Origin of the sequence: Streptomyces sp. NBC_00572, assembly GCF_026341815.1 — a bacterium.
GTDB lineage: Bacteria > Actinomycetota > Actinomycetes > Streptomycetales > Streptomycetaceae > Streptomyces.
Genome location: NZ_JAPENX010000001.1, coordinates 429,651 through 455,154, shown reverse-complemented (window position 1 = coordinate 455,154; position 25,504 = coordinate 429,651). Strand labels below are relative to the sequence as shown.

Genomic DNA, 25,504 nt, shown 5'->3' with positions numbered 1-25,504 from the left:
TCGGCCGGGGCCCTTCCGCGTACGTGGGGGCAGGTGCTCGCGATCAGCCGCGGGTCGCCGGGGCGCGGCCGCCGGCCACTCCCGCGGGTCCCCGGACCGGCTCCTCGGAGCCGGGCGGACGCTGCGGGAAGTACCCCGGGCGGGGGCCTCCGGAGGCCACGGGCAGCGAGGGCACCAGGCGGCGACGGTCCCGCAGCCGGTCCCGTACCCGGTCGCGCGCGGCGAGGATCCACGACTCCGCCACGGCGAGGACCGGCTCGCACCAGGGCAGGGCGAGCAGGATCAGAAGCCCGGCGGCCCAGCCGAGGAGGACGTCGCTCAGCCAGTGCGTGCCCAGATAGACGGTGGTGAGTCCGACGCCGAGCGCGACCACGGCGGAGAGCGCCGACAGATAGCGCCTGGCCCGCGGAGTGGTCGCCAGATAGGCGAGGATGCCCCAGGTCACGACCGCGTTCGCGGTGTGACCCGAGGGGAATATGTCGCCGCCCGCGAAGAGCTCGGCGGAGCCGACCTCGGTCGCGTAGTGGGGTCCGAGACGGCCGAGGCCGAGCTTGACCGCGCCGACCGTGACGTTCAGCAGCAGCAGGGCGGCGCCGAGGCAGAGCAGTGGTCGCAGGGTGTGCTGGCGCCAGGAGCGCCAGCCCAGCCAGGCGGCCACCATGACGGCCGTGGGGCCGCGCTGGCCGAGGACGACGTAGTAGTCGAGGAAGCCGTGGATTTCCGGCCACTGCTGGTAGGGCCGGAAGAGCATGATCTTCCAGTCGAGGGTCACCAGCCACGTCGAGAGCAGCACGGCGACGACCATGGCGAGATAGAACGCCGATGTCCCGCCGAAGAGGGCGAGACGCGTGCGGGTCATCCGCGGGACCTCTATCTTCGGCGGTTCCGGCTCCCGGTCCAGCCGGGCAAAGATGTCGGTACGCACCCAATCGACGTTACAGGGAGTGAGTAGCCGACCCGGGCGATCCGCTCTGTTCGTGATGTTGATGTGATGTGGAGTAGGTCTCAGTCAGTGGCCTATTCCCGGCATCCGTCGGGAAATCCGATGACCTTCCGCCCTCTTTTCACGGGGACGATTCCGGAAGTGTGTTTGAACGTGCGGGAATTGCTTCAAACGTGTGTCCGTACGGAATTCCATGCGACGCGCGGCCCGCCCCGAGTGGCGTACGCCACACCCCGAGGCCCGCCGGGGTGAGAGCTGCACCACGCGCTCGGGCCTTGAACTCGCGTACGCTGACGGCTCACTCGCCCGTCGATGCCGGGCCGCCCCAGGGGTATAAGCCCTGGTCGGGGCCCGCCGAGCGCGAGAGCTTCACTGGGAGGTACGTACATGTCGCGGACGAACACGGCCCCAGCACGACCGCGCTCCGCCGCCGGTGGCGGAGCCAACCGCTGGGTCGTCCTCGTCGTCCTCTGCGTCAGCCTTCTCGTGGTCGCCCTCGACGCGACCATCCTTCACGTCGCGATCCCCTCGCTCACCGAGGACCTGCGCCCCAGCTCCACCGCGCTGCTCTGGATCGTCGACGCCTACCCCCTGGTCTGCGCCTCGCTCCTGATCCTCTTCGGCACCCTCGGGGACCGGGTCGGACGGCGCAGAGTCCTCCTCCTCGGCTACGCGCTCTTCGGCGTCGCCTCGGCGGTCGCCGCGCTCGCCACCGAACCCTCGGTCCTCATCGGGGCCCGGGTGCTGCTCGGCGTCGGCGGCGCCATGATCATGCCCGCCACGCTCTCCATCCTCCGGGCGGTCTTCCCCGACCGGCGGGAGCGCGCCACCGCCATCGGCATCTGGACCGCGACCGCCGCGATCGGCGCCGCCACCGGACCCGTCCTCGGCGGCTTCCTCGTCGAGAACTACTGGTGGGGCTCCGTCTTCCTCATCAACATCCCGCTGATGGCGCTGATCCTGCCGCTCGGCCGCCGCCTCCTCCCCGAATCCCGGGGCGCCGCCGACGGGCCCTGGGACGTCCTCGGCGCGCTCATGGCCGCCGCGGGTGTGCTCGGCTGCGTCCTCGGGGTCAAGCGCGCCGGGGCCGGCGAACCGCTCCTCGTCCTCCCGACCGCCGGTCCGCTGCTGATCGGCGCAGGGCTCCTCGTCCTCTTCGTACGACGGCAGAAGCGGCGCCCGCACCCGCTGATCGACATGCGGCTCTTCTCCCGGGCGGCCTTCACCACCTCCGTCGGCTGCATCGTGCTCGCCATGCTGGCCCTGGTCGGCCTGCAGCTCATCGCCGTCCAGTACCTCCAGCTGGTCCTCGGCCTGAGCCCCCTGGAGACCGGCCTCAGGCTCCTTCCGCTCACCTTCGCCGCCATGGCCGCCGGCGCCACCGGCTCGTACACGCTGCGCAGGATCGGGCCGCGCCGGATGGTCGGCTGGGGCTTCGTCCTCACCGCCGCCGCCGTGCTGCTGCTCACCTTCATGGGGCAGCACGACCGGCCGCTGCTGCTCACGGTGGGCTTCGTGCTGCTCGGCTTCGGCCTGCAGACCACGCTCTTCTCGGCGTACGAGTCGATGCTCAGCGAGGCGCCGCAGCGCAGCGCGGGTGCCGCGGCCTCGATCGGCGAGACCTCGTACCAGCTCGGCGCGGGCATGGGCACCGCGCTGCTCGGCAGTGTGATGAACGCGGCGTACGCCCCCGGGCTCGCCGCGGTCCCGGGTGTGCCCGCCGAGGCGGGCCGGGCTGCCGCGAACTCGCTCGGCGAGGCCTATCAGGTCGCCGAACAGCTCGGCGGCGCGGCGGGCGGCGCACTGCACCAGGCCGCCCGGCACGCCTTCGTGAACGGTCTGCACATCACGCTCTTCGTGAGCGCGGGGCTGCTGCTGATCGGCGCGGCGATGGCCCGGCGGCTGCCCCGGGTGATGGAGTGCCCGGCGGATCCGGAGGGGCCGGAGGAGACCTCGGTGGCGGCGGAGACGGCGGGGGCGGTGTCCGCCCCGGTCGCGGCGGAGTCGGTGGTGCTGTCGAAGCAGGCCGATGCCCCGGGGTTCTCCCCGCTCGCCGATCCGTCCGAGCCGCGGGTGCCCGCGACCCGGGAAGCGATCGAGCCCGCCGCCTCGGGGCGTCCGGCGCACTGACCCGATCCCTCGGGTGGTGCCCGGCCGGGCCGGCGGACCCGCTCAGCTCTGGTTGAAGAAACCGTCCTGCTGACGCCGGCCCGTCTCGCCGGTGATGATCTGGGTGTCGGCGGGGGTCAGCAGGAAGACCCGCGTCGCCACACGCTCGATCGAACCGCGCAGGCCGAAGGCGAGACCGGCGGCGAAGTCGACCACGCGCTTGGCGTCGTTCCCCTCCATCGCGGTCAGGTTCACGATCACCGGAATGCCGTCACGGAAGAGCTCGCCGATGCCCCGGGCGTCCCGGAAGCCGTCGGGGGAGACGGTGGCGATCCGGCGGCCCTGCTCCTCGGCGGTGTCCGTGGCCACCCGGACCCGGGGGTCCGTCACCCAGGCGTCGCCGCCCTCGGCACCGTCGGCGTACTCGTCGTCGTAGTAACGCTCGTCGTTGTCCTCGACGAGTCCCAGCCAGGCACTCGCCTTGCGCACCGATCCCATGGACGCCTCCTTTCAGCGCGGTCACTTGTGGTTCCGCAATCCCTATCGTCCTTCATGATGCGGATCGCGCGCCAAGTGGATAGTCGGCGCGCAGGGGATTCGTGACGGTACTGGTGCAGAACGTGAGCACCGTTTCCTGGCGATTCGTCAGGAAACTTGCGGTATGCGGGCCCTGAGGGAGGGCCATGTAGCTGAAAATATGAAAGTCGGGTCACAAGGGTGACGATGGGCGCGTACGGGTGAACGGACCCGCTCGCTACGATGCCGCGAGGCCGCCCGGCGGTCCATAGCCCGGCCCAGATTCACGACTCACGGGGGAGTCCATGTTCGGAATCGTCAGACCCTGCACCCATCGGCTCACCGACGGCCTCAAGACCGAGTGGATGGCCCACCTCTGCGGCCTCTGCCTGGCACTTCGCGCCGACCACGGCCAGTTCGCCCGGGTCGTCACCAACTACGACGGGCTCATCGTCTCCGTTCTGACGGAGGCTCAGACCGGCGCGGTGGAGAGCGGCCGGCGCACCGCCGGACCCTGCCCGCTGCGCGGGATGCGGACCGCCCCCGTGGCGCGGGGCGAGGGCGCCCGGCTCGCCGCCACCGTCTCGCTCGTCCTCGCCTCGGCGAAGGTACGGGACCACGTCGCCGACCGGGACGGCCTGTTGGCCCGCCGGCCCGTCGCCGCCGCGGCCCGCCGCGTCGCCCGCTCCTGGGACAAGGCGGGGGCCAGGACCGGCCGCGCCCTCGGCTTCGACACCGCCCTCCTCGTCGACGCCGTCGACCGCCAGACCGGGATCGAGGCCCTCGCCGGGCCCGGCACCTCCCTGCTCGCCGTCACCGAACCGACCGAGACCGCGACCGCGGCCGCCTTCGCGCACACCGCCGTCCTCGCCGGACGGCCCGGGAACGCGGAGCCGCTCGCCGAGGCGGGCCGGCTCTTCGGCCGCCTCGCGCACCTCCTGGACGCAGTCGAGGACCAGACCGCCGACGCCGAGAGCGGCGCCTGGAACCCGCTCACCGCGACCGGCACCTCCCGCGAGGAGGCCCGCCGGCTCGCCGACGACGCCCTGCACGGCATCCGCCTCGCCCTGAAGGACGCCGAGTTCGCCGACGGCAAGCTCGCCCACGTCCTGCTCGCCCACGAACTGCGCACCTCGGTGGACCGCGCCTTCGGCACGACGCGCTGCGCCCATGGCGCACCGGGACCGGGACCGGGCCAGGGTCCGGTGCCGGGCAATCCGTACGCGGGCGGGACCTCGGGCCCGTACGACCCCTACGGGGGCGGCGGGAACCCTCACGGCGGTGGTGGCGGCGGCTTCGGCGGACCGGGCGGTCCCGGCGGGCTGCCGCCGCAGTTCGGCGGCGGCGCCCCGCAGGCACCCAAGCCGCGCGGCTTCCTCGCGGGGTGCGCCATGTTCACCTGGCTCTTCTGCACCTGCCAGATCTGCTGCGCCAAGGAGTACGAGGGTCCCTGGTCCCGCAAGAAGCGCGAGGGCTGCTGCCAGAACTGCGACTGCGGCAACGGTGACTGCGGCGGCTGCGACTGCTGCTGCCCCTGCGACGGCTGCTGACGCTCCGTCGGCCCACGGGATCCCCGCCTCGCCGGTGCCCCGCCCCGCTACTTCTTCGGCGCCGGGAGCTCCGGCGGGGAGATCCGCGACGTGGCGATGCCCGATCCCGTCACGCCCCACTTCCTCAGGATCCGGTCGTACGTCCCGTCCGCCTTCAGGCCGTTCACCGCGGCCTGGAAGGCGGGCGCGAGCGGGGTGCCCTTCTTGAAGGCGAAGCCGACGTCGAGCCGCCGGTACTCGTTGAGGAACTTCACGTTCTTCTGCTGCGTCACCGCGTAGCGCACGCCGTTGATCGTGTTCATCACGACATCGCTGCGGCCCTGCTGGAGCGCCATCCAGACCGCCCCGGTCTCGCTGTAGACGTTCACCTCGTACGGCTGCTCGCCCGCCTCCGCGCACCGGCCCTTGTTCTGCTCCAGGGTCCGTTCGAAGGTGGTGCCGGCGTTCACCGCCACGTTCAGGCCGCACAGCTGGGTGAGGTCGGTGACCGCCTTCAGCGGGCTGTCCGCGCGGCTCGCGAAGCCCTGGCCGTCGTTGATGTACGTCACGAAGTCGATGGCCTTGCGCCGCTCCTCGGTCACGCCGAAGTTCCCGGTGCCCACGTCGTACTTGCCGCTGCCGAGCGCCGGCAGGATCGCCTCGAAGCCGACCACCTCGCGTTTCAGCTCCAGGCCGAGGGCCTTCGCCACGGCCGCGGCGAAGTCGGCGTCGACCCCCACGACCGTCTTGCCGTCGGGCAGATACGCCGAGCTGGGCGGGGTGGCGACGGCGGAGGCGATCGTGAAGCTGCCCCGCTGCCGGACGTCGGCGGGCAGCAGCTTCGCCGCGGCCTCGTTCTTCCTCACCGCCGACACCAGGTCCTCGGTCGGGAGTGAGCCCTTCGCGGCGCCCGGCGCCCCCGACGCTCCGGCCGGGGCCGTCGCGGGGTCCCCGCCCGCGCAGGAGGTGAGGGCGAGCGCGGCGCCCGTGATGAGGGCGAAGACGACGGTGGAGCGAGCGGTGCCGGGACGCGTGCGCGTGGTCATGGCTTCGGGTTCTCCAGGAATTTCTCGAACGGCAGCGGGCCGATCGACTCGGGATCGGCGGACACGTCGAAGAGCGGGCGGTAGCCGCTCGCCAGATAGAGGCCCCTGGCCTCCGGCTGGCGCGGTCCGGTCGTGAGATAGAGGCGGGAGTAGCCGCGGGTGGCGGCCTCCCGTTCGAGCACGGTCAGGACCCGGCGGGCGAGTCCGCGCCTGCGGTGCGCCGAGTGGGTCCAGATGCGTTTCAGCTCGGCGGTGTCGTCGTCGTAGCGTCGGTACGCGCCGCCCGCCACGGGCCGGCCCTGCTCAAGGAGAAGCAGGAAGGCGCCGTGGGGAGGGGCGAACTCCTCCGCGGGGTAGCGGCTCAGATCGTGCGCGGAGCCGTACCGGGTCGTGTACTCGTACGCCAGCTCGTCGAGGAGCGGGCGCGCCAAGGGGTCGGTGGTCGTGGTCCGGTGAACGGACAACGCGAAGGTCATGACGGTCCTTCAGGGCGAAGGAGGGCAGCCCTTCAGGACGAAGGAGGGCGGCGTGGCAGAGCGAGGGGAGGGAAGAGCTCAGGCATCCACGAGGGGCCTGTGTGTGAAGGCGCCGCGGAAAACAGCACGCGGGCGGGGCGGAGCCGGGGGCCGGCTCATCGAGCAGAGGGTCGGCTCAACAGGAAGAGGACCACACGCGACCGAAGTCGATGTGGGAGCGCGTGACCAGCTGCTGCGAATGCATGGCCTCAGTGGAACAGGCATCCGTTCCCGCGTCAACCACGATGAGACGTACGGCTCACAGTGCGGACACCCTTGACAGCAGGGCGTGTTGACCGCATAGCCTCGAAGGGCGGATCGGGCTGAGGGGCCCGGTTCCGTGCTCAGTGCGTGTGAAGGCGCACCCCCGTGTTCGATCCGCCTCTGGCATCCACGGAGTCTTCGCATGTCCGCGACCCTGGTCAAAACCCCCTCCACGGCCCCGCCGGCCGAACCGCCGCCCCGCGTCGTCCCCACCCGCCGCGCCGGGCAGTGGACCGCCGCGGGCCTCGTCCTCGTCCTGCTCGCCCTCGGCCTCGTCTCGGTCGTCCGCAACAAGGCCTTCCAGTGGGACGTGGTCGCCGAGTACTTCACCTCGGCCTCCGTCCTCCGCGGACTCGGCCTCACCCTGTGGCTGACCGCCCTCGTCATGGCCCTGGGCTTCGTCCTCGGGACCCTGCTCGCCGTACTCAGGCTCTCCGCCAACCCCGTTCTCCGCGCGGTCAGTTGGGGCTACGTATGGTTCTTCAGGTCCACCCCGATCCTGGTCCAGCTGCTCTTCTGGTTCAACATCGGCGCGCTCTACCCCCAGATCCTCGGCGTGAACACGGTCAACCTCCTCGGCCCCGTCTCCGTCGCCGTCATCGGCCTCACCCTGCACGAGGCCGCCTACGCCGCCGAGGTCGTGCGCGGCGGCATCCTCTCCGTCGACCGCGGCCAGATCGAGGCCGCCCAGTCCCTCGGACTCGGCCGGTGGCGCCGGCTCTCCCGGATCGTGCTCCCGCAGGCCATGCGCGCCATCGTCCCGCCCGCCGGGAACATGCTGATCGGCACGCTCAAGGGCACCTCGATCGTCTCCGTGATCGCCGTCCAGGACCTGCTCTACTCCACCCAGCTCGTCTACCACCGCACGTACGAGATCATCCCGCTGCTCCTCGTCGCCACGCTCTGGTACGTCGCCGTCACCTCGGTCCTCAGCCTCGGCCAGTACTACGTCGAGCGGCACTACGCCCGCGGTACGGCCGGTGCGCGATGAGCCCCCGTCCCTCGATCGTGATCGTGGGCGCCGGGCCGCGGGGCACCGGCTTCCTCGAACGGCTCGCCGCCAACCTGCCCGAGGTGTACGGCGACGGCCCCCTCGACGTCCACCTCGTCGACCCGCACCCGCCCGGCCCCGGCCGGATCTGGCGCACCGCGCAGTCCCCGCTGCTCTGGATGAACTCCCGGGCCGAGGACGTCACCATGTTCACCGACGAGACCGTGGACCTGGCGGGCCCCGTCCGGCCAGGACCCACCGTCGCCGAATGGGCCGGCATCGACGGCCGCACCTTCCCCACCCGCCCCCAGCAGGGCGCCTATCTGCGCTGGGTGTACGAGCGGGCCCGCGCCGCGCTGCCCGCCTCCGTCGCCGTCCACGAACACCGCACCACCGCCGTGCGGATCAGCGGCCCCCGCGAGGGGCGCCAGCGGGTCTGGCTGGAGGGCACCGCCGCGCCCCTCCTCGCCGACCTCGTCGTCCTCACCGTCGGCCACCTCGACGCCGAACCCGACCCGGAACAGCGGGCCCTGACCGACTTCGCCGCCCGCCACGGCCTCGTCCACCTGCCGCCCGACTTCACCGCCGACAGCGACCTCAGCGCACTGCCCGCCGGTGAACCCGTCCTCGTCCGCGGCTTCGGACTCGCCTTCGTCGACCTCATGGTGCTGCTCACCGAGGGCCGCGGCGGACGGTACGAGGGCGAGGGCGACGCGCTCGTCTACGTCCCCTCCGGTAAGGAGCCGGTGCTGCACGTCGGATCGCGGCGGGGAGTCCCGTACCACTCGAAGATCGGTTACGTCCTCGACGGCGAACGGCCCCCGCTGCCCCGCTTCTTCGGCACCGAGCAGACCGACGCCCTGCTGAGGCGGAGCGAACCGATCGACTTCCGGCGCGACGTGTGGCCCCTCATCGACAAGGAACTCGGCTGGGCCCACTACCACCGGCTCTTCTCCACCCACCCCGAGCGGACCACGCTCGCCCGGCCCGACTTCGAGCGGGCCTACGCGGCATCGCCGCCGCGCGGAGCCGAACTCGCCGCCGTCGTCGCCGCGGCCGTCCCCGACCCCGCCGACCGGCTCGACCTGGACGCCCTCGACCACCCCCTGGACGGCATCCGCTTCACCTCGACGGAAGCCCTCCAGCACGGTCTGCGCGACTACATCACCGACGACCTGACCCGCCGCCACGATCCCGCCCACAGCTCCGACGCCGCCGTCTTCGCCGGCCTGCTCTCCGTCTACGGACAGCTCCTGCGGCTCGGCGACCGCGTCGACCTCGGCGGCTGGTGGCACGGCTTCTTCAGCTATCTCGCCTCCGGGCCGCCCGGGCCCCGGCTGCGCCAGCTCCTCGCCCTCTCCCGCGCCGGAGTCGTCCGCTTCCTCGGTCCCCAGGTCACCGTCGAGGCCGACGGGGAACGCGGAGTCTTCCGGGCCGCGTCCGCCGCCGTACCGGGGGAGTGGACCGAGGCCCGCGCCCTCGTCGAGGCCCGGCTCCCCGACCCCACCCTCGAACTCACCGGCAGCCCGCTCCTCCGCGCCCTGCACGAGGAGGGCGCGCGGGCCACCACGAGCGGTCTTCTCGTCGTCGACCCCGCCGACGGCCGGGTCCTGGAGCACGACGGACGCCCGCACCCGCGCCGCTTCGCGCTCGGTCCGCACACCACCGCGCGGGCCGACAGCGCCTTCACCCGGCCCCGTACGGGCGGGTTCGTCTTCCGGCAGAACGACGTCACCGCGCGGGCCGCGCTGACGTCCCTGCGCGACCGGGAGTGTCGGCTTCCGGCGCCGCTGAGCGCCTGATCCCCGCCCCGCTCCCGCTGCCCGACCCCTTTCCGAGGAACCGCCATGTCTCTCACCAGCGATCCGCCCGTCACCAGAGCCGCCGTCGTGAAGGAACCGGCGGCGGGCCCCGCGCTCGTGGTCGTCCCCGTGCGCCACCCCTGGCGCTGGGTGGCCGTCGCCGTCACCGCCGTACTGCTCGTCCAGTTCGTCCACGGGCTCGTCACCAACCCCGGCTGGGAGTGGGACGTATTCGCCGCGTTCTTCACCACCGAGACGGTCCTCCGGGCCGTCTGGGTCACCCTCCAGCTCACCTTCCACGGCACCGCGCTCGGCTTCGCGATCGGCATCGTGCTCGCCTTCATGCGGCTGTCGGCCAGCCCGTTCCTGCGGTCCGTCGCATTCGGCTACATCTGGGCCTTCCGCTCGATCCCGCTCATCGTCCAGCTGCTCTTCTGGTTCAACCTCGCCTATCTCTACAAGGAACTGAGCATCGGCATCCCCTTCGGGCCGAGCTTCCTCTCCTTCGACACGATGGGCCTGGTCGGCGAGATGAGCGCCGCCGTCCTCGGACTCGCCCTGCACCAGGCGGCCTACGCGGCGGAGATCGTCCGCGGCGGTGTACTCGCCGTGGACGAGGGCCAGTTGCAGGCCGCGGCCTCCCTCGGCATCCCACGGCTCCGGCAGGTGCGGCGGATCGTCCTGCCGCAGGCCATGCGCTCGATCCTGCCCAACGCCGCCAACGAGATCGTCTCGCTCTTCAAGGGCACCTCGATCGTCTCCGTCATGGCGATCGGCGAACTCTTCTACCAGGTCCAGGTCGTCTACGGCCGCAACGGACGGGTCGTCCCGCTCCTGATGGTCGCCACCGCCTGGTACGTCCTGCTCACCACCGCGCTCTCCGTCGTCCAGCACTACGTCGAACGCCACTACGCGAAGGGGAGCACCCGATGAGCTCCGTCACCGTCGACCCGGCCGTCGAATCCGCGGCCACCACCACCGCCAAGGTCGAGATCCGCTCGGTCCACAAGACCTTCGGCCCCCTCCACGTGCTGCGCGGCATCGACCTGGACGTCCGCGCCGGCGAGGTCACCGTCGTCCTCGGCCCTTCGGGCTCCGGGAAGTCCACCCTCCTGCGGACCATCAACCACCTGGAGAAGGTCGACAGCGGCACCGTCAGCGTCGACGGCACCCTCGTCGGCTACCGCCGCTCCGGCAACAAGCTCTACGAGCTGCGCGAGCGGGACATCCTCAAGCAGCGCACCCGGATCGGCTTCGTCTTCCAGAACTTCCACCTCTTCCCGCACCTCACCGTCCTGGAGAACATCGTCGAGGCCCCCGTCTCGGCTCTGAAGCGCCCCCGCAAGGACGCCGAGGCCGCGGCCCGGGCCCTGCTCGAACGCGTCGGACTCGCCGACAAGGCGGAGGCGTACCCCAAGCAGCTCTCCGGCGGACAGCAGCAGCGGGTCGCCATCGCCCGCGCGCTCGCCCTCGAACCCGGCCTGCTCCTCTTCGACGAGCCGACCTCCGCGCTCGACCCCGAGCTGGTCGGCGAGGTCCTCGACGTCATCAAGGACCTGGCCGCCTCCGGCACCACCATGATCGTCGTCACCCACGAGATCGGCTTCGCCCGTGAGGTCGCCGACACCGTGGTCTTCATGGACGAGGGCCGGATCGTCGAGCAGGGACCGCCGGCCGAGGTGCTCGACAGCCCGCGCCACGAACGCACCCGCGCCTTCCTCTCCAAGGTCCTCTGACCACCCCCTTCCCTTTCAGGAGCACCGCCATGAAGACCCGTCGCCCCGTCCTCGCCGCCTTCGCCTCGCTCACCACCCTCGGGGTCCTCACCGCCTGCGGCGCGGGTGACGCCTCCACCGAAACGATCAAGTCCGAGGGGAAGACCGGCGGCATCAACCTGAGCCCCGAGCAGAACCGCGTCCACACCCCCAAGGTCGACGCCCTCGCGGCCCGGCTGCCCGAGGCCGTCCGCAAGAGAGGCACCCTGATCCTCGGCGTCTCCGCGACCGGCAATCCGCCGCTCGCCTTCCACGCCACCGACGACAGGACGCTGATCGGGGTCGAGGTCGACCTCGCCACCCTGGTCGCCGACGCCCTCGGTCTGAAGCCCGAGTTCAACCCGGTCTCCTGGGAGAACCTCTTCGTCGGCCTCGACAGCGGCAAGTACGACGCCGTCTTCAACAACGTCACCGTCACCGAGGAGCGCAAGGACAAGTACGACTTCGCCACCTACCGCCTGGACGACCTGGCCTTCGAGGCGAAGAAGGGCTCCGGCTGGACGGTGAAGGGCCCCGAGGACGTGGCGGGGAAGGTGATCGCCGTCGGCTCCGGAACCAACCAGGAGAAGATCCTCGTCGACTGGTCCGCGCAGAACGAGAAGGCAGGCCGCGAGCCGGTCGACATCAAGTACTACCAGAACACCTCGGACTACTACCTGGCGCTCCAGTCCGGCCGGATCGACGGCTACCTCGGCCCCAACCCCGTCGCCGCCTACCACGTGCTCTCCGCCGGACAGACCGAGATCGTCGGCACGTTCTCCGGTGCGGGCGCCGGGCTCCAGGGCAAGATCGCGGCCACCACGAAGAAGGACAGCGGACTCGTCGCCGCCTACGCCGCCGCGATCGACCACCTCGTCGAGAACGGCACCTACGCCCAGGTCCTCAAGCGGTGGGGCCTCGAAAGCGAGGCCGTGACGAAGTCGGAGATCAACCCGCCCGGGCTGCCCCGCACCGAGAACTGACCCGTCCGCCGCTCCGTTCGCTTCACGTCGCTTCGAGAGAGACCGCATGACCAGCACCCGAACGCTCCACCTGGCAGCCGAACTCGCCCCGGGATCCGGCGACTTCCCGCCCACTGCCGCGTCCTTTGCCGCCGTCCGCACGGCCGCACACACCGTCACCGACAGCGCCGCCCGTACCGTCGCGCTCGCCCGGCTCGCCGAAGCCGCCGGGCTCGACTTCCTCACCCACGACGACTCCTTCGCCCGGCCCGGCCTCGACGCGCTCGCCGTCCTCGCCCGGGTCGCCCCCGAGACCCGGTCCGTCGGGCTCGTGCCGACCGTGACCACCACCCACACCGAGCCCTTCCACGTCCAGGCCGCGGTCGCCACCCTCGACTGGGTGAGCCGGGGCCGGGCGGGCTGGCGGATCGCGGTCTCCCCGACCGGGGCCGAGGCCCGGCTCTTCGGCCGCCGTCCGGTCCCGGCCACCGCCGAGCTCTGGCAGGAGGCGGGCGAGGTCGCCGAGGTCTCCCGCAAGCTGTGGGACAGCTGGGAGGACGACGCCGAGATACGCGATGTGGCGACCGGGCGGTTCATCGACCGCCGCAAGCTGCACCATGTGAACTTCCAGGGCGCCACCTTCTCGGTCAAGGGCCCCTCGATCGTCCCCCGGCCCCCGCAGGGCAATCCGGTGACCGTCGTCGACGCCACCCGCTCCGACGCCCGGGACACCGCCGCCCACCACGCCGACGTGGCCCTGATCCGGGCCTCCTCCGCCGAGGAGGCCGCGGCCCTGCGCGCCGAACTGCGCCAGGGGGCCCGCGCCCACGGCCGGGACCCCGGTCAGCTGCGCGTCCTGCTCTCGGCGACCGTCGACCTCGACGCGTACGAGGGCGGGCCCGGCGCGCTCGCCGAACTGATCGCGGGCTGGCACGGCGGCGGGGCGGTCGACGGCTTCCACCTCGTGCCGGCCGTGCCCGAACGGGACCTGGAGCGGTTCACCGCCGAGACCGTGACCCGGCTGCGGGACCGCGGGCTCTTCCGCGAGACCTACGAGGGCGTCACCCTCCGCGACCACCTGGGGCTCACCCGCCCGGTCAGCCAGTACGCGACGACGGGAGTGCACGCGTGAGCACCCACAAGGGACGGAAGCAGATCCACCTCGCCGCGCACTTCCCCGGCGTCAACTCCACCACCGTCTGGGCCGATCCGCGCTCCCGCTCGCAGATCGACTTCTCCTCCTTCGAGCACCTCGCCAGGACCGCGGAGCGCGGCCTGTTCGACTTCTTCTTCCTGGCCGAGGGGCTGCGGCTGCGCGAGCACAACGGGCGCATCCACGACCTCGACGTCGTCGGCCGGCCCGAGTCGATCACCGTCCTCAACGCGCTCGCCGCCGTCACCGACCGGCTCGGCCTGGCCGGTACGGTCAACGCCACCTTCAACGAGCCGTACGAACTGGCCCGGCGGCTCGCCTCGCTCGACCACCTCAGCGCGGGCCGGGCCGCCTGGAACGTCGTCACCTCCTCGGACGCCTTCACCGGCGAGAACTTCCGGCGCGGCGGCTATCTGGACCGGGCCGACCGGTACACCCGGGCCGCCGAGTTCCTCGCCACCGCCCGGGAGCTGTGGGACTCCTGGACCCCGGACGGGGAGCGGCGCCCCTTCGCCCACAGCGGGACGCAGTTCGGGATCGAGGGGGAGTTCACCGTCCCGCGCTCCCCGCAGGGGCATCCGGTCGTCATCCAGGCCGGGGACTCCCCGGAGGGCCGGGAGTTCGCCGCCTCGGCCGCCGACGTGATCTTCAGCCGGCACTCCACCCCGGAGGCCGCCCGGGAGTTCTACGCCGATGCCAAGGGACGGCTCGCCCGGTACGGCCGCGCGCCCGAGGACCTGAAGATCATGCCGGCGGTCACGTACGCGCTCGGCGACACCGACGCCGAGGCGCAGGAACTGGCCGCCGAGATCCGTCTCCGACAGGTCTCCCCGCAGAACGCGATCCTCGCCCTGGAGCAGATCTGGGGCCGCGACCTGTCCGGCTACGACCCGGACGGACCGCTCCCGGACGTCGACCCCGACCCCGACTCGACCCTCGTCCAGGGCCGGGTGCGGGTCGCCGACCCGGTGGCGGTGGCGAGGAAGTGGCGGGCGCTCTCCGAGGCCAAGGGTCTGTCGATCCGTCAGACGGTGATCGAGACCTCCGGCCGGGAGTCCTTCGTCGGCAGCCCGGAGACGGTGGCCGCGGCCCTGGAGGAGTTCGTCGTCACGGACGCCGCCGACGGCTTCATCCTGGTCCCGCACCTCACCCCCGGCGGCCTCGACGACTTCGTCGACCGGGTGGTCCCGCTGCTCCAGGAGCGCGGAGTCTTCCGTACGGAGTACTCCGGCACGACGCTGCGGTCGCACCTCGGGCTTCCCGAGCCCGTATGGAAAGGTTGAGCACCATGAGCACGCACAACGACACCGACGCGGGTACGGGCACGGACCCCCGGCGGGAGTGGCAGCGCTGGCACGAGCAGCGGGAGGCCGCGGTCTCCTCCTCGTACGGTCCCCTCTCCCTCACGGGCACCCACTGGCTCTCGGACCACCCGGAGGGTCGCATTCCGGCCGTTCCGGGGGAGTGGCGGGAGGACGGCGACGAGGTGCTCCTCAGCGCGGGCGCCGAGGACGGGGTCACCGTCGACGGCAAGTCCTTCACCGGCACGGTCCGGCTCACCGCCGACCACGGCCCGATCCACGAGTCCCGGGTCGAGTCGGCGGGCCGGCGGCTCGTGGTGCTGCGGCGCGAAGGGCTCTGGGCCGTGCGGGACTTCGACCCCGGTTCGGAGGCCCGCAGCGCCTTCCGGGGCGTCGAGGCCACCCCGTACGACGAGCGCTGGGTGGTGCCCGGCGTCTTCCGGCCGTACGAGGAGGCGCGCAGCGTACGGGTGGAGAACGCCGACGGCGTCGAGCGTGGCCTCGGGCTCGCCGGGGAGCTGGTCTTCGACCTGCACGGCGGCGAGCACACCCTTCAGGTGGCCGTCGAGGACGACGGCTCCCTGTGGGCGGTCTTCGCGGACGCCACCAGCGGCCGGGACAGCTACCGCTTCCGCTTCCTGCGTCCGGCCGCCCCGGCGGCGGACGGCTCGGTGACCGTCGACTTCAACCGCGCGCTGCTGCCGCCGTGCGCCTTCGCCGACCACTTCATCTGCCCCTTCCCGCCGCCGGGGAACACCCTGGACACCGCCGTCCCGGCGGGGGAGAGGCGGCTGAGCGAGGTCTGAGCGCTGCTCAACTCGGGTGGAATGCTGGGTAGTTGAGGGCTGTACGGCTGAAAGGCGCCCTTGCGGCGTGAAGTCGTACGGCCCGAGACTCCCCCACAGCGCAGGCCCCTGGCCGCGCCTCACGGGCCCGTCACCCCACGGCGGTCCCCCGATTCCCCTCGGGAGGAACAGAAGTGAGGACCACGCGCACCACCCCCACGAGAACCGTCCGGCTGCTTGCCGTCATGGCGGGACTCGCCGCCGCCGCGGCGCTCGCCGTCCCCACCGCGAGCGCCGACACCGCACAGAGCGCACGCGTCTACGACGCCGCCGCCCTCTCGGCGACCGGCGACGCCGTGCTCGCCGCCGACGTGGCCGGTACCGCCTGGCACGTCGACACCGCCACCGGCTCGGTGGTCGTCACCGCCGACTCCACCGTCTCCCCGGCCGAGATCGCGAAGATCAAGCGCCAGGCCGGGGCGAACGCGGGCGCCATCCGGGTCGAGCGGACCCCCGGGAAGTTCAGCAAGCTGATCTCCGGCGGGGACGCGATCTACGCCGACAGCTGGCGCTGCTCGCTGGGCTTCAACGTCCGGGACAGCGCGGGCAACTACTACTTCCTGACCGCCGGCCACTGCACCGACGGAGCGGGCAGCTGGTACTCCAACTCCTCGCGTACCACCGTCCTCGGCAGTACGGCCGGGTCGAGCTTCCCGGTCAACGACTACGGCATCGTCCGCTACACCAACAGCACCGTCACCAAGTCCGGCACCGTCGGCAGCGTGGACATCACCAGCGCCGCCAACGCCACGGTCGGCATGTCGGTCACCCGCCGGGGCTCCACCACCGGCACCCACAGCGGCTCGGTGACCGGCCTCAACGCCACCGTGAACTACGGCGGTGGCGACATCGTCTACGGCATGATCCGCACGAACGTCTGCGCCGAGCCCGGCGACTCCGGTGGCCCGCTCTACTCGGGCAGCCGCGCGATCGGCCTCACCTCGGGCGGCAGCGGCAACTGCTCCTCGGGCGGGACGACCTTCTTCCAGCCCGTGACGGAGGCGCTGAGCGCCTACGGCGTCAGCGTCTTCTAGCCGAACCGGGAAACCGGACCGGAGCCCCTTCGCGCATGGGCGCAAAGGGGCTTCCGGTCCCTCCCCGCAGGCCCGCTTCCGCCCTCGTGCCGTATGCCGTACGTACGGCTCAGAGGGTGCGGGCGAACTCCAGCCGGTCGGCGAAGTTCACGTATCCGGCGCGTTCGAAGGCCCTGGCCATCGCCACGTTCGCGGCGTCGCAGTCCCCGCGGATCTCGGTCGCCCCGGCGGCGACCAGGACACGCGTGCCCCGGACCACGACCGAGGTGGCGTATCCCTTGCCGCGGTGGGCGGGTGCGACGCCGACGAAGCCGATCACCGGAACGCTGGGGTTCTCGGCGGGGAGGCTGATCACGGCGACGGTGCCGTCCGCGTCGTAGCCGAGCTCCCACCACCCGGGCTCGTGCTTCAGCTCGGCCGTCTCCTCGAAGAGCAGCTCGGCCGCGCGGCGGGCGCCGTGCTGCCGTACGTCGGCCGCGAGCCGGGCGTCGGCGGTGTCCGCGAGCAGCTCGGCGAGGACCGCGACGAAGGGCTCGGGGCCGAGTTCGGCGAGCGAGCGGAAGGTGAGCCGGGGGTCGTCGGCGGGCGGCCCGTCCGGCATGCCGGGGGCGTGAAGGCTGAACCGGCGCCCGTCGCGGACCGCTTCGAATCCGGATGCGCGCAGCAGCTCGCCCCGGCGCTCCGGGTCCCGCTGGAACTGCGGGGCCTGGGCGGGGGAGTCGACGACGTGCTCCAGCTCCGTCGCGCCCAGCTCCCGGGCCTTGGCGGTCGCCGCGTCGAGCAGCGCGGCCCCGGTCTCCGCCGAGTCCTCCGGCGCCTCGAACAGCACGAAGGCGAGCGGGACTTCGTGCCCCGGTATGGTCCACAGCACCACGCTGCCGGTGAGTCGTCCGTCGCCGTCCTCGGCGACCAGGCACCACTCGGGCCGGGTGCACCCGCTGTCGAGGAGCTCGGTGAGGTACGCGCGGGTGGCGGCGTTGCGTTCCGGGGCGTCGGGGTGTTCGACCAGGGCGGGGAGTTCGTCGGGACGGGCGGGGCGGACGAATGTCACGGAGAGCCTTGTCGGTTCGGGGGTGGTGGGGCGGTGCCCCGCGAACGTAACGGCCGATGAGGGGTTGGGCCAGGGGTTTTCGGTTCAGTGGGCCGGCGCGCCGTTCGCGGGGTCCAGCTCCTCCGCGATGGGCTCCGACTCGGGCTTGCGCTTCAGGGAGGACATCACCAGGGTGATCACCGTGCCGACGACCGCCCAGGCCGAGAGGACCAGCATCGAGCCGGTCATGTCGTTGCCCTTGAAGTACGCGATCGAGCGCGCCGACCAGGTGCCCGCGCCCGGTGGCAGGGCGGGGCCGATCGCGTTCCAGAACGGGGGCAGCATCGGCAGCGGGAACGCGCCGCCCGCGCTGGGGTTGCCCGCGATCACGATGAGCAGGATCGCCAGGCCGATGCCGACGATCCCGAAGACCGCCTGCAGGGCGAGGGTGGCGGCACCGACGGCGAAGACGACCAGGGAGCCCAGGCCCCACAGGGCGGCGACGCTGCCGGGCAGGGCGCCCAGGATCGGGCCGACGATGATCGCGCCGCCGAGTCCGCCGAGGACCGAGTAGAGCGCGAGGACCCCGAGGCGGATGATCGCTCGTTCGAGGTTGGCGGGCCGGGAGCCCGCGCTGATCGCCAGGATCGCGGCGCAGATGTAGCCGCCGACGCACCAGCCGACGACGAGGTAGAAGGCAGAGAGCCCGTTGAAGTCCTCCCTCGACGCGGGGGCCACGTCGACGGTCCGTACGGTGCGCTGCTGGGCCTCCTCCACGCTGGTGAAGATCGCCTGCAGGGTGCGGGAGAGCGCGGTGCCGCCGCCGGAGGCGACGAGCAGGGTGTCGGTGCGGCCGGCGGGGTTGACGATCAGGGCGCCGTCGATGTCCCGGTTCAGGATCTGGTCCCGTGCGGTGGCCTCGTCGGTGACCGTACGGGGGTCGAGCGGGGCGCCGGGGAGCTGGTCCAGCTGCTCGACGAGCTGGGCGGAGACCCTCGGGGGCGCGACGACGCCGAAGGGGACGTCCCTCGGCTTGGGGTGGTGCAGGGCCCCGACGTACGAGGTGATGAAGAGGAGCTGGAGAGCGAGGACGCCGACGACAAGGAGGGCGGCTCGGGGGGTGACGGCGCTTTTCAGTTCGTCGACGAGGCTCATGCCCCCACGCTCGGGTGCAGGGGGTGTTTCCGCAGGTGGGATGCGCCCGAATGGCTGACCGGAGGACGGCCCGGCACGCTTATCGTACGGACGTTCGAAATGGGCTATGGTGAAGAACGAGGGGGTGGGAACATACGTACGATTTCGATGCGGGAGCCGGGAGGTGCGCCATGCCGGGATTCACGCACCTGCACACCGCGTCGGGCTACTCCCTGCGCTACGGCGCCTCCCACCCCGAACGACTGGCCGCGCGTGCCGCCGAGCGCGGCATGGACGCACTCGCCCTGACCGACCGCGACACCCTCGCGGGCACGATCCGCTTCGCCAAGGCATGCGCGAAGGAGGGCGTCCGTCCGCTGTTCGGCGTGGACCTCGCGTACGAGGCGACGGTGCCCGCGCCGGCCCCGGGGCGGGTGCCGGGGCCCGAGGGTACGCGGGACGTACGGCGGGTGCCCGTCAGGGGCGGGGCCTTCGTCGACGAGTCCGCGCCCCGCGCCCTCTTCCTCGCCCGCTCCCGCACCGGCTGGGCCTCGCTCTGCGCGATGATCACCGCCGCCCACGCCGGGAGAGGGGAGCGGCCCCTGCTGCCCCGGTCCGCCCTGTGCGAGGAAGACGTCTTCGTCCTCCTCGGCCCCGACTCCGACGTCGGACGCGCCCTCGCCGCCGGCCGCCCCGACCGGGCCGCCCGGCTGCTCGCCCCCTGGCGCGAGCGGTACGGCGACGCGCTGCGCCTCGCGGCCGTCGACCACAGGCGCTCCGGCACCGGGCCCGGCTCCCTGCGGCTCGCCGCCCGTACCGTCGGCTTCGCCGCCGAACAGGGCGTCCCGCCCGTCATCGGCAACTCCGTCCGCTACGCCGACCCCGGCCAGGGCCCGGTGGCCGACGTCCTCGACTCCGCCCGCCGCCTCGTCCCCGTCGACCCCCGCAAGGAGCTCGACAGTGGCGAGGCCTGGCTCAAGGGTGCCGACGACATGCTGGCCGCCGCCGAACGGATCGTCGAGGCCGCCGGCTTCCGCCGGGACGCCGCCCACCGGCTCCTCGAACGGACCGCGACGGTCGCCGCCGCCTGTCTGGTCGACCCCGAGGACGACCTCGGCATCGGCTCCGCGCACTTCCCCGAACCGCACCTCGTCGGCGCCGAGCACCGCACCGCCCAGCGCGTCCTCGCCTCCCGGGCCGCCGCCGGCATGATCCTCAAGGGGTACGAGAAACGCGGCGCCTACTGGGACCGGATGCACCGCGAACTGGACGTCATCGCCCACCACCACTTCGCCACCTACTTCCTGACGGTCGCCCAGGTCGTCGATGACGTCCGGAAGATGGGCATCCGGGTCGCCGCCCGCGGCTCCGGCGCCGGCTCCCTCGTCAACCACCTCCTCGGCATCGCCCACGCCGACCCGGTCGAGCACGGACTGCTGATGGAACGCTTCCTCTCCAAGCGCCGCACCGCCCTGCCCGACATCGACATCGACGTGGAGTCCGCCCGCCGCCTGGAGGTCTACCGGGCGATCATCGACCGCTTCGGCACCGCACGCGTCGCCACCGTCTCCATGCCCGAGACCTACCGGGTCCGCCACGCGGTACGGGACGTGGGCGCGGCCCTCTCCATGGACCCCGCCGAGATCGACCGGCTCGCCAAGGCCTTCCCGCACATCCGCGCCCGCGACGCGCTCGCCGCCCTCGACGAACTGCCCGAACTGCGCGAACTCGCGGGCGAGCGCCAGAAGTTCGGACGTCTCTGGGAGCTGGTCGAAGCCCTCGACGCGCTGCCGCGCGGCACCGCCATGCACCCCTGCGGGGTCCTGCTCTCGGACGCCTCGCTGCTCGCCCGTACCCCCGTGGTGCCCACCAGCGGGGAGGGCTTCCCCATGTCCCAGTTCGACAAGGAGGACGTGGAGGACCTCGGGCTGCTCAAGCTCGACGTCCTCGGGGTGCGGATGCAGTCCGCGATGGCCCACGCCGTCGCCGAGGTCGAGCGGGCCACCGGCATCCGCCCGGACATCGACGCGGTCCCGGAGGGCGACCCCGAGACGTACCGGCTCATCCGCTCCACCGAGACCCTCGGCTGCTTCCAGATCGAGTCGCCGGGCCAGCGCGACCTGGTCGGCCGGCTCCAGCCCGCCACCTTCCACGACCTCGTCGTCGACATCTCGCTCTTCCGGCCGGGCCCGGTCGCCGCCGACATGGTCCGCCCCTTCATCGAGGCCCGGCACGGCCGCGCCCCCGTCCGCTACCCGCATCCCGACCTGGAGGAGACCCTGCGGGAGACGTACGGCGTGGTCGTCTTCCACGAGCAGATCATCGAGATCGTACGGATCATGACCGGCTGCCGCCGCGACGAGGCCGACCAGGTGCGACGCGGACTCTCGGACGCCGAATCGCAGGGCCGGATCAAGCTCTGGTTCGCCCGGCAGGCCTCCGCGCGCGGATACGAGGACGAGGTCGTCGCCCGTACCTGGGAGATCGTGGCGGCCTTCGGCTCGTACGGCTTCTGCAAGGCGCACGCCGTGGCCTTCGCCGTACCGACGTACCAGTCGGCCTGGCTCAAGGCGCACCACCCGGCCGCCTTCTACGCCGGGCTGCTCACCCACGACCCCGGCATGTACCCCAAGCGGCTGCTGCTCGCGGACGCGCGGCGGCGGGGGGTGGCGGTGCTGCCGTTGGACGTGAACAGATCGGCGGTCGCCCACCGCATCGAACTGGTGTCTGATTCCCCTGAGCGGTGGGGGCTCCGGCTGGGCCTCACCGACGTGCACGGCATCAGCGAGGCCGAGAGCGCCCGGATCGAGGCCGGGCAGCCGTACGCCTCCCTCCTCGACTTCTGGGAACGGGCCCGCCCCCGCACCCCCGTCGCCGAACGACTCGCCCAGGTCGGCGCGTTGGACGCCTTCGGCGCCAACCGCCGCGACCTCCTCCTGCACCTCACCGAACTCCGGCGCGTCCAGCGGGGAGCCGCCTCCCACGGAGGTCAACTCCCGCTCGCGCAGGGCGGGAAGACGGCCCCCCTCGGCCTGCCCGACCTCGACGAGACGGAACGCCTCAGCGCCGAACTCGGCATCCTCGGCATGGACGCCTCCCGCCACCTCATGGGCGACCACCACGCCTTCCTCCGCGAACTCGGCGTCGTCTCCGCCCAGCGCCTCCGCGAGACCCCGCACGGCCGGACCGTCCTCGTCGCGGGCGCCAAGGCCGCCACCCAGACCCCGCCCATCCGTTCCGGCAAGCGGGTCATCTTCACCACCCTCGACGACGGCACCGGCCTGGTCGACCTCGCCTTCTTCGACGACGCCCACGAGCGCTGCGCCCACACCGTCTTCCACTCCTGGCTGCTCCTGGTCAGGGGCGTGGTCCAGCGGCGCGGCCCCCGCAGCGTCAGCGTGGTCGGCGCCGCCGCCTGGAACCTCGCCGAACTGGTCGAACTCCGGGCGTCCGGCGGCCCGGGCGCGGTGGGGGACCTGCTCGCCGAACCCGCCCCGACCGGGGCGAACGGCGACTCCGGCCGCCGCATCAGGATGTCCACCGGTTACGAGATGAACCCCTGGGCCGACCTCAAGCCGGCGGGCGAAGGGGCCCCGAGCGGGCGGAAGTTGTGGCACAGCAGCCCGGGGAGCGCGGGCTGAGCCGGCTCCCCGGGCGATACGGGCGGGTGGGCAGCGTGGGCGGGGGTCAGGGGGCCGTCGCGCCGGAGACCGCCGTGTCGACGGAGGCGTACGTCACGCCGTGGTCGGCCAGGGCCTCCGAGACGACCCCGCCGGTCGTGGTGAGCGCCAGGAGGATGTGTTCGTCGCCGATCTCCCGGTCCTTGCGGGCCAGCGCCACCCGGAGGGACTTCTCCAGGACGGTCTTGGCCGCCCGCGAGAAGGACCGGCGGCCGGACCACCACCCGGAGCCCTTGCGGTCACCCGCCAGCGCGCCCGCGCCGTGGGTCTCCTCCACCCGCGCCACGATCGCGCCGACGTCGATGCCGAGGTCCGCCAGGGCCTCCTCGTCCGCCCGGGAGAGTCCCGCCCGGCGCCGGGCGTCGGTCAGGGCTGCCACCAGGGACGGGCGGCGGTCCGGTGGGCACAGCGTGCGCAGCGCGTCCGACGCCCGGGTGCCCTCCCCGTCGAGCAGGGCGAGCAGCAGGTGCTCCTCGGTGACGACCGTCGCGCCACCCCGCTCCGCGTGCTCGACCGCCCCCTTCACCACGGCGCGTGCGGCCTTCGTGAACCGTTCGAACATCACTGCCTCCCGTACTTCTTGTGGACGGCCTGTCGGCTTACTCCCAGTTCGGTCGCGATCTCCTGCCACGACCATCCCTGGTTGCGCGCACTGCGCACCTGGACGGCTTCCAGCTGTTCCAGCAGTCGCCGCAGGGCGGAGACGGCCCGTAGCCCGACCCGGGGGTCGCGGTCGCCCGCCCGTGCGGCGAGATCGGTCGCATCGGTCATGGTGTCAACGTATGTTGACACCCTCTTCGTGTCAACTCTGGTTGACGGGTGGGGTGAGGCGGGCTGCGACTCAATTCGCTCGCACAAATATTCGAACATGCTTTAGGGTGGGAGGGCAGGTGGGGGCATAGGGGTGCAAAAGGGATGTGAATGTGGGGGAGGAGGAGGTATCCGTGAGCGATGTCGGGCAGCGCGACGACTCGGCGAGCATCCTGCACGTGCGATGCGCCCCGCGGCTGCCGGAGGACGGCTACCGGGCGGTGCTGGAGCTGCTGCGCGAGTTCTCCCCCCTCGTCCAGGCCGTTCCGCCCGGGGCGGCACTGGTGGAAGTGCGAGGCGCGCAGCGGTACTTCGGAGCGGACGCCAAACACATCGCGGAGCTGGTGCGGCTTCGCGCACTGGCTCGGCTCGGTACGGACGTACGCATCGGGGTCGCCGGGACGCAGACGGTGGCGGCGATGGCATCCGGCCACATGACGGAGTCAGGCGGCGTCCTGGCCGTGCCCGATGACGCGGTGGGCGCCTTCCTGGCCCCGCTCCCGGTGGAGACGCTGCACGGCATCGGCCCCCGGCAGGCGGAGCTGCTGAGAAAGTACGGCCTGCACACGATCGGCGCGCTCGCCGAGGCTCCGCAGAGAGTTGTCGAACGGGTCCTGGGGCGGGGAGCCGGGCGGCTGGCCGCACAGCGTGCCCGCGGCGTCGACGTGCGCCAGGTCGTGCCGAAGGACCTGCCGCTGTCGGCCGGTGTCAGGCACAGGTTTTCCCGGCAGGAACTCGACGGCAGCTCCGCGAGGGCGGCCCTTCTCGGTCTGGTGGTGCGGCTGGGGGCGATGCTGCGCAACCGTGGACAGGCGGCCCGGGGCGTGTCCTTGAGGCTGCAGTTCGCCGGCGGCCCGCAGTGGGAGAAGACCCGGCGGCTCCCGGAGCCGTCCGCGCACAACGAGGACCTGCGGGCCGTGACGTATCAGCTGATGGACGCGGCCGGGCTGCAGCGGGCCCGGCTGACCGGCATGGTGCTGCGTGCCGAGGAGCTCGTCGGGGCCGAGTGCGTGGCCCGGCAGATGTCGCTGGACCCCGCGCACGAAGCCCGTCTGGCGGTGGAGGCGGCGGTCGACTGCGCGAACGCCCGGTTCGGAGCCCACGCGGTGCGCCCGGCCGCCACGTTCCGCAACGCGGCGTAGCCCTGGCTCCCCCTCGGCCCCCCCTAGGGCAGCTCTGCCGAGGCGTGCAGCAGCAGGTCGCGCAGTGCCGTGGCGGTGTCCGACGGGTCGGTGGAGGTGAGGACGACCTGGTCGGCGGTGGTCGAAGGGCCGGTGAGGGGGATGATCCGCAGGCCGGGCGGCCGGTGGTCGAGTGCGGATTCGACGGTGATGCCGATGCCCGTTCCCGCGGCGACATGAGCGGCGATGGCGTGCACGCTGTCGGCGGTCCTGATGATCCGCAGGTCGGCTCCGCCGATCCGGAAGGCCGACAGCAGGCGGTCGCAGAGGCCGCTGTTGATCTGGTGGGGCCAGGTGAGCAGGCCGGCGGTGGACAGTTCGGACGCGCTCAGCTCGGCGTACCCGGCGAGCGGGTGGGCCTCGGGGACGAGCGCCATGAACCTCTCGGTGGACAGCACCCGCGCGTTCACGCCGTTCACGTCGCCGGTCGCCCAGCCGATGCCGAGCCCGATCGTCTCCGCCCGCAGGGCGGTGAGCTGGGCCGTGGTCGGCATGGTCTCCGGCACGATCGTCACGTCGGGGAAACGGTCGCGCAGCTGCGGCAGGCAGCGCAACAGCAGCTGGTGGCCGGTGTATTCGGCGTGGGCGACGACGAGGGTGGTACGGCTCCGGTCGCCGGCGGCCAGGGAGCGCCCGCGCTCCTTGAAGTGGCGCAGCTGGGCGAGGGTGGCGTGGGCGTCGGGCAGCAGCGCCTCGCCGAGATCGGTCAGTGACACCCGGCGGCTGGTGCGGTGGAACAACCGCCCGCCCAGGGTGCCCTCCAGCCGCCTGACGGCGTCGCTGACGGTCGGCTGCCCCCGGTGCAGGCGCGCGGCGGCGCGGCCGAAGTGGAGCTCTTCCGCGACGGCCACGAATGCTTCCAGTTCCATCCTGTCCACGGGGCCAGGCTAACGCGATCGATCGGT

22 protein-coding genes are annotated in these 25,504 nt (G+C 72.4%); 13 read left to right on the top strand and 9 right to left on the bottom strand.

Annotated features, from left to right (window positions below):
- Window positions 1–43: 43 nt before the first annotated feature.
- Window positions 44–925, bottom strand: coding sequence for a phosphatase PAP2 family protein (locus tag OG514_RS02115; RefSeq protein ID WP_266890218.1), 882 nt, complete (start codon window positions 923–925; stop codon window positions 44–46).
- Between the two features lie 405 nt (window positions 926–1,330).
- On the opposite strand from OG514_RS02115, the gene OG514_RS02110 reads away from it, so the two are divergent.
- Window positions 1,331–3,073 carry an MFS transporter gene (locus OG514_RS02110; RefSeq protein ID WP_266890216.1) on the top strand — a complete coding sequence of 581 codons (1,743 nt, stop codon included), beginning with the start codon at window positions 1,331–1,333 and terminating at the stop codon, window positions 3,071–3,073.
- Between the two features lie 42 nt (window positions 3,074–3,115).
- Here the strand turns inward: OG514_RS02110 and OG514_RS02105 are convergent, their stop codons facing one another.
- A complete protein-coding gene (locus OG514_RS02105; RefSeq protein WP_266890214.1) occupies window positions 3,116–3,550 on the bottom strand; it encodes a cell division protein SepF in 435 nt (144 codons plus the stop codon).
- Window positions 3,551–3,873: 323 nt separating this feature from the next.
- Here OG514_RS02105 and OG514_RS02100 point away from each other — a divergent pair, with 323 nt between their 5' ends.
- The gene (locus OG514_RS02100) at window positions 3,874–5,118 is read left to right on the top strand and encodes a DUF5685 family protein (protein ID WP_266890212.1); all 1,245 of its coding nucleotides are present in this window, start codon (window positions 3,874–3,876) and stop codon (window positions 5,116–5,118) included.
- Window positions 5,119–5,165: 47 nt separating this feature from the next.
- Here the strand turns inward: OG514_RS02100 and OG514_RS02095 are convergent, their stop codons facing one another.
- A complete protein-coding gene (locus tag OG514_RS02095) occupies window positions 5,166–6,143 on the bottom strand; it encodes an ABC transporter substrate-binding protein (protein WP_266890210.1) in 978 nt (325 codons plus the stop codon).
- Window positions 6,140–6,619, bottom strand: coding sequence for a GNAT family N-acetyltransferase (locus OG514_RS02090; protein ID WP_266890208.1), 480 nt, complete (start codon window positions 6,617–6,619; stop codon window positions 6,140–6,142). Before OG514_RS02090 ends, OG514_RS02095 begins: the two co-directional genes overlap by 4 nt.
- 445 nt (window positions 6,620–7,064) lie before the next feature.
- Here OG514_RS02090 and OG514_RS02085 point away from each other — a divergent pair, with 445 nt between their 5' ends.
- From OG514_RS02085 to OG514_RS02045, 9 genes are all read left to right on the top strand, one after another.
- A complete protein-coding gene (locus tag OG514_RS02085; protein ID WP_266890206.1) occupies window positions 7,065–7,913 on the top strand; it encodes an amino acid ABC transporter permease in 849 nt (282 codons plus the stop codon).
- Entirely contained in the window at window positions 7,910–9,715 is a 1,806-nt protein-coding gene (locus OG514_RS02080) for an FAD/NAD(P)-binding domain-containing protein (protein ID WP_266890204.1), read from the top strand. Before OG514_RS02085 ends, OG514_RS02080 begins: the two co-directional genes overlap by 4 nt.
- 45 nt (window positions 9,716–9,760) lie before the next feature.
- The gene (locus OG514_RS02075) at window positions 9,761–10,648 is read left to right on the top strand and encodes an amino acid ABC transporter permease (RefSeq protein WP_266890202.1); all 888 of its coding nucleotides are present in this window, start codon (window positions 9,761–9,763) and stop codon (window positions 10,646–10,648) included.
- Window positions 10,645–11,451 carry an amino acid ABC transporter ATP-binding protein gene (locus OG514_RS02070; protein ID WP_266890200.1) on the top strand — a complete coding sequence of 269 codons (807 nt, stop codon included), beginning with the start codon at window positions 10,645–10,647 and terminating at the stop codon, window positions 11,449–11,451. The genes OG514_RS02075 and OG514_RS02070 overlap by 4 nt, the downstream gene beginning before the upstream one ends.
- A 29-nt stretch (window positions 11,452–11,480) precedes the next feature.
- Complete coding sequence (locus tag OG514_RS02065; protein ID WP_266890198.1) at window positions 11,481–12,452, top strand: ABC transporter substrate-binding protein; 972 nt, start codon at window positions 11,481–11,483, stop codon at window positions 12,450–12,452.
- Window positions 12,453–12,498: 46 nt separating this feature from the next.
- The gene (locus OG514_RS02060; protein ID WP_266890196.1) at window positions 12,499–13,563 is read left to right on the top strand and encodes an LLM class flavin-dependent oxidoreductase; all 1,065 of its coding nucleotides are present in this window, start codon (window positions 12,499–12,501) and stop codon (window positions 13,561–13,563) included.
- Between the two features lie 23 nt (window positions 13,564–13,586).
- The gene (locus tag OG514_RS02055; RefSeq protein ID WP_266900720.1) at window positions 13,587–14,867 is read left to right on the top strand and encodes an NtaA/DmoA family FMN-dependent monooxygenase; all 1,281 of its coding nucleotides are present in this window, start codon (window positions 13,587–13,589) and stop codon (window positions 14,865–14,867) included.
- A gap of 5 nt (window positions 14,868–14,872) precedes the next feature.
- Complete coding sequence (locus OG514_RS02050; RefSeq protein WP_266890195.1) at window positions 14,873–15,691, top strand: DUF1684 domain-containing protein; 819 nt, start codon at window positions 14,873–14,875, stop codon at window positions 15,689–15,691.
- A 224-nt stretch (window positions 15,692–15,915) separates the two neighbouring features.
- The gene (locus OG514_RS02045; protein ID WP_266900719.1) at window positions 15,916–16,764 is read left to right on the top strand and encodes a S1 family peptidase; all 849 of its coding nucleotides are present in this window, start codon (window positions 15,916–15,918) and stop codon (window positions 16,762–16,764) included.
- Between the two features lie 109 nt (window positions 16,765–16,873).
- Here OG514_RS02045 and OG514_RS02040 read toward each other — a convergent pair whose 3' ends face one another.
- On the bottom strand, window positions 16,874–17,815 hold the full coding sequence (locus OG514_RS02040; protein ID WP_266890193.1) for a GNAT family N-acetyltransferase: 942 nt from the start codon (window positions 17,813–17,815) through the stop codon (window positions 16,874–16,876).
- A gap of 84 nt (window positions 17,816–17,899) precedes the next feature.
- The gene (locus OG514_RS02035) at window positions 17,900–18,949 is read right to left on the bottom strand and encodes a DUF3533 domain-containing protein (protein ID WP_266890192.1); all 1,050 of its coding nucleotides are present in this window, start codon (window positions 18,947–18,949) and stop codon (window positions 17,900–17,902) included.
- A 170-nt stretch (window positions 18,950–19,119) separates the two neighbouring features.
- Between OG514_RS02035 and OG514_RS02030 the strand changes: the two genes are divergently transcribed.
- A complete protein-coding gene (locus tag OG514_RS02030; RefSeq protein WP_266890191.1) occupies window positions 19,120–22,569 on the top strand; it encodes a DNA polymerase III subunit alpha in 3,450 nt (1,149 codons plus the stop codon).
- A 46-nt stretch (window positions 22,570–22,615) separates the two neighbouring features.
- Here OG514_RS02030 and OG514_RS02025 read toward each other — a convergent pair whose 3' ends face one another.
- Together OG514_RS02025 and OG514_RS02020 are read right to left on the bottom strand one after the other, a co-directional pair.
- Window positions 22,616–23,170, bottom strand: coding sequence for a Clp protease N-terminal domain-containing protein (locus tag OG514_RS02025; RefSeq protein ID WP_266890189.1), 555 nt, complete (start codon window positions 23,168–23,170; stop codon window positions 22,616–22,618).
- The gene (locus tag OG514_RS02020) at window positions 23,170–23,379 is read right to left on the bottom strand and encodes an HTH domain-containing protein (RefSeq protein ID WP_030315760.1); all 210 of its coding nucleotides are present in this window, start codon (window positions 23,377–23,379) and stop codon (window positions 23,170–23,172) included. Before OG514_RS02020 ends, OG514_RS02025 begins: the two co-directional genes overlap by 1 nt.
- Before the next feature lie 173 nt (window positions 23,380–23,552).
- Here OG514_RS02020 and OG514_RS02015 point away from each other — a divergent pair, with 173 nt between their 5' ends.
- Window positions 23,553–24,560 carry a hypothetical protein gene (locus OG514_RS02015; protein ID WP_266890181.1) on the top strand — a complete coding sequence of 336 codons (1,008 nt, stop codon included), beginning with the start codon at window positions 23,553–23,555 and terminating at the stop codon, window positions 24,558–24,560.
- A 23-nt stretch (window positions 24,561–24,583) separates the two neighbouring features.
- Here OG514_RS02015 and OG514_RS02010 read toward each other — a convergent pair whose 3' ends face one another.
- Window positions 24,584–25,468 (bottom strand): LysR family transcriptional regulator, encoded by an 885-nt coding sequence (locus OG514_RS02010; protein WP_266900718.1) that lies wholly within the window; start codon window positions 25,466–25,468, stop codon window positions 24,584–24,586.
- Window positions 25,469–25,504: the final 36 nt, after the last annotated feature.